The 4,323-nt window shown below is 74.1% G+C and carries 3 protein-coding genes and 1 pseudogene; 2 read left to right on the top strand and 2 right to left on the bottom strand.

Translation table 11 applies throughout. From position 1 onward, the window contains the following. Both DTL70_RS35085 and DTL70_RS05930 read left to right on the top strand, forming a co-directional pair. A pseudogene (locus tag DTL70_RS35085) lies at nt 1–83 on the top strand (transglycosylase SLT domain-containing protein); the annotation flags it as partial. Nucleotides 84–367: 284 nt separating this feature from the next. Next, on the top strand, nt 368–805 hold the full coding sequence (locus DTL70_RS05930; protein ID WP_114020799.1) for a DUF6098 family protein: 438 nt from the start codon (nt 368–370) through the stop codon (nt 803–805). A 59-nt stretch (nt 806–864) separates the two neighbouring features. Here DTL70_RS05930 and DTL70_RS05925 read toward each other — a convergent pair whose 3' ends face one another. Next, complete coding sequence (locus tag DTL70_RS05925) at nt 865–2,304, bottom strand: FAD-binding oxidoreductase (RefSeq protein WP_114020798.1); 1,440 nt, start codon at nt 2,302–2,304, stop codon at nt 865–867. A 26-nt stretch (nt 2,305–2,330) separates the two neighbouring features. After that, nucleotides 2,331–4,097 carry a helix-turn-helix domain-containing protein gene (locus DTL70_RS05920; protein WP_114020797.1) on the bottom strand — a complete coding sequence of 589 codons (1,767 nt, stop codon included), beginning with the start codon at nt 4,095–4,097 and terminating at the stop codon, nt 2,331–2,333. Nucleotides 4,098–4,323 lie beyond the last annotated feature (226 nt).

Genomic DNA, 4,323 nt, shown 5'->3' with positions numbered 1-4,323 from the left:
ACCCCGTGGCCAACATCGTCGCCGCCTGCAACTACGCCGCCGACCGCTACGGCACCATGGACAACGTCGACTCCGCCTACTGAGCAGAAGGCCCCAACAGCCGACACCACACACGCACCACGCACATACGCACATACGCACATACGCACACACGCATGCGACACCCCGAGCGGGTGGGAGGAACACCCTCCCACCCGCTCGTCGCATGCGCGAGGCCGCGTTAGGGGCGGAGACGGAAGGGAACCCGGGCGTCGTCAGTCGCCAGGGCGGTCGCGGAGCGGTCGTTGTCGGGGGCCGGAGGCGGGGGCGGAAGTGGGTGTGGTGGTCGTCGGCGAAGTGGAGGGACACGGTGACGGAGAGGTGGTCCATGCCGGTCTTTTCCTCGCTGGACGCCCTCGGCGATCTGGTCACCCGGCGCGGTCGGCTCTACGTGCGCTGGTCACGCGGGCCCGAGGTGGACCTGCAGCGGGGATCGAGCATGGACGATCTGACGGGGACCGCCATGCCGGGGCTCTCCGCCAGCCCGCTGGCCGTGGAGGGGTGGTGGGACGGGCGCCCCGTGCGGGTGTGGGTGGCCCGGCGCCTGTACGACTATTCGCATCTGCCCCGGCTCAAGGACGCCCGCACCCGCCCCTGGGTGCTGTCCGGCGACGAGCTGGGGCGCGGGCCCGACAACGAGCCACTGGTCCGTGGCGTCTCTCCCCTCGGCTGGATCGCCGATCAGGTCATCGCGGAGGCGCACGAGATCGTCACACGCCAGCCGGGCAGGTGGGGCCCGATCCGCCGGGACGGTACGGCGCCGTGAGGCCCGGTGGCGGAGCGGGACGAGTGCTCGGCCGGGCAGCACCGGTCACCCGGTGAGCGTCAGTGGGCGGCGCCCACGACCTTTCCCGGGTTGAACAGGCCGAGCGGGTCGAGCGCGTCCTTGACGGCGTGCTGCACAGCGCACACCTCGGGCCCCAGTTCCCTCGTCATACCGTCCCGCTTGAGCAGTCCGACGCCGTGTTCGCCGGTGACGGTGCCGCCGAGCGCGACGGCTTCGGACAGCAGCTCCTCGAACGCGGTCTGCGCGGCCTCGCGGGCCGCCTCGTCGCCGGGCGGGGTGATCAGCAGCGGGTGCAGGTTGCCGTCGCCCGCGTGCGCGATGGTGGCGATGCGTACGCCGTGCCGGCGCCCGGTGGCCTCCGTGCGGGCGAGCATCTCGGGGACGGCGGAGCGCGGGACGCAGATGTCCTCGGTGAGTACGGGGCCGAGCCTCTCCAGCGCGGGGTAGGCGAGCCGACGCACCTCGAACAGCGCCTCGGCCTCGGTGGGGTCGGTGGACCGCTCCGCCCACAGTGCGCCGCTCTCGGTGAAGGTGGCGGCCACCGCTGCGGCCTCCTCCTCCCCCGCCTGGCCCGGGGAGTCCACCCGGGCCAGCAGCAGCGCGGCGGCGTCCGCCTCGATGCCCAGGTGCTTCCACTCCTCGACCGCCGTCATACAGGCGCGGTCGAGGAGTTCGAGCGCGGCGGGCTGCAGCCCGCGGCGGGTGCACAGGGCCACGGCCTCCCCGGCCGAGACGAGGTCGTCGAAGGCGCCGACCACCGTGTGCGGGGTGCCGGTGGGGGCCCGGCGCAGCCTCAGGGTGATCTCGGTGAGGACGCCGAAGGTGCCTTCGGACCCGGTGAACAGCCCGGTCATGTCGTAGCCGCTGACGCCCTTGGCGGTACGGCGTCCGAACCGCACGGCGGTGCCGTAGGGGCCGGCAGGACCGCCCATGACGGCTTCGAGGCCCAGGACGTAGTCGCGGGTCACGCCGTACTTGAGGCAGCACAGGCCGCCCGCGTTGGTGGCGACGTTGCCGCCGATGGTGGACCAGGGGGCGCTGGCCGGATCCGGCGGATACCACAGCCCGTGCTCGGCGACGGCGGCCTTGAGGTCGTTGTTGACCACTCCGGGCTGGACGACGGCCAGCAGGTTCTCCGCGTCGATCTCCAGGATGCGGTTCATCTTGGACAGGTCCACCACGAGGCAGCCGTCGGTGGCGTTGGCACCGCCGGAGAGGCCGGTTCCCGCGCCCCGGGTGACGACCGGTATCCGCAGGTCGGCGCAGACACGTACGGCGGCCTGCACCTCGGCGGTCGAGTTCGCACGCAGTGCGGCCAGCGGTTTCCCCGCCGGGGCCCACTCGGCGTCGTCGGCGGCCAGTGCGGCCAGGACGTCGGGGTCGGTGACGAGTGCGCTGTCCGGCAGTGCGGCGGTGAGCGCGTCGAGTGCGGTGTCCACACCCGCAGACGCTAATGCCGTGCCGGGGCCGGTGACCATGGAGAGATTCTCCAGCGCGTGCCCGCTCAGGTGGGTGGTTCACCCAGGGTGCGGGCCAGGCGGTGCAGCCGGAGCGCCAAGTGGACGTCGAGGGCCCGGTCGCCGTGCCGCCAGGTGTCGCCGAGCCGTTCGGCGATGCGCTCCAGGCGCTGGTAGAGGGTGTTGGGGTGGATGGTGAGGGCCGCAGCGGTGGCGGTGTGGCCGCGGCCCTGGGTGAGGAAGGCGTCGGCGGTGCCGGTCAGGTCGGTGCGGTGCCGCGCGTCGTGGTCGAGGAGCGGGCCGATGGTGGCGTGGACGAAGCGCTGCGCGTCGGCCCGGCCCGAGGCGCTGAGCAGGTAGCGGTAGGGACCCAGGTCGGCGGGTGCCGCGCGGACGTCGGCGCGGTCGAGCGCGTGCAGGACGCTCAGGCAGGCGGCGGCGTCCCGGTAGGCGGCGGCCAGCCCGGCGACGCCGTGGGCGGGGCCGCCGAGGCCTGCGGTGACGCCGGCCAGCTGGTCGCGCAGCTCCTCGGGGCGGGTGTCCAGGATGCCGACGGCGCGACCGCGCACCACGCCGCTCAGCCCGCCGTGGCGGGCCGCCAGCCGGGCCAGGGCGGGCGCGCCGTCGAGGTCGGCGACGGCCACGGTGTGGCCGCGGGCCACGTCGAGACCCCGGGTGCGGGCGCGGCGTTCGAAGGCGGAGGTGTCCTCGACCTCGCCGGCGACCAGCGCTTCGAGCAGTTCGGCGGCGGAGCGGCGTTCGGCGTCACTGGCGGCGCGCTCGGCGGCGACCACCAGGGCGATCGTCATGGCGGCCCGCTCCAGCAGGCGTTGGGAGTCCTCGTCCAGCGGTGTGCTCGTGCTGACGCGCAGGGTGCCGAAGCGGACGGCGGAGGAGGAGACGGGCACCGTGCGGGTGCAGCGGTCCGTTCCGTCGTCGGGCACCGCCGCCGAGCCGTTCCTGCCCGTGGCCACGGTGCGGCCCGCCTCGTCCTCGAAGCGGACGGTGCCGGCGACCACCCGCGAGAGGCCGGTGACCGCCTCCTCCACTCCCCCGCCGCGCAGCGCGGCCCGCAGCAGGTCCTCGTGCAGGGCGACCGCGCGGTCGACGGTGGTCACGTGGTCGCGCAGCCGCTCGATGAGGCGGGCGTTGTCGATCGCGACGGCGGCGTAGGCGGCCAGCGAGGACAGCAGTGAGGTCTCCTGTCCTGTGAAGGACCGCACCCGGCGCTGGGCCACCATCAGGACGCCGAGCGTCTCCCCGCGCAGGCGCAGGGGCGCGCCCAGGATGGTGCGCAGCCGCTCGGCGCGGGCCACGTCGTCCACGCCCGGCGCGTGGCGCAGTCCGGCGTCGTCGAGGTAGTCCGTGCTCTGCACCGGCTCTCCACGCTCGACCACCCGCCCGGCGAGCCCGCTGCTGGGCTCCAGCACGATGCCGCGCAGGCGCGGTCCCGTGGAGCCGTCGGTCACCTCGATGGCCATCTTCCCGTCCGAGCCGGTCAGCGCGAGGTAGGCGACGTCCACGTCGAGCAGGCGCCGTGCCTGGGCGACGCTCTCCTGGAGGAGCGCGCCGCGCTGGTGCGTGCCGGTCAGCCGCAGCGCGAGGTCACCGAGCGCCGCGAGCTCCCGTGCCCGCTGCTGGCGCTCGCGCAGCCGGGAGCGGAGCCGCTCGGCGCGCAGCGCCTCGGCGGCGGTCCGTTCCCGTTCGGCCTCCTGGGTGGCCGCCGCCAGCCGCCGCTGCCGCAGCGCCTCGTACGCCGCCGGCTCCGCGTCCTCCAGCAGCAGCTCCAACCACGACTCGGCCCGCTCGTCCACGCCGCCATGCTCTCACCGGACCTCGGCGACCTGCCGTCGCGGCGGGCGGTGGTGGCTCGTCCTGCGGACTTGGGGCCCGCGAGTCCAGCAGGATCCGAACGAGAGACCCTAGATGAGTGAGTCCGATGTGTGTGCTGGTCGCGACCATGGCGAAGGGCGCCCGTTGGTCAGTGTGTGAAGACAAACCTGGACGCCCTTCTGGCGGCACTGTACGTGTTCATCGACG

It is taken from the genome of Streptomyces diacarni (assembly GCF_003323715.1).
Taxonomy (GTDB): Bacteria; Actinomycetota; Actinomycetes; order Streptomycetales; family Streptomycetaceae; genus Streptomyces; species Streptomyces diacarni.
Note: the sequence above shows the minus strand (reverse complement) of the source record. Positions and strands in the feature narration are given on the sequence as shown.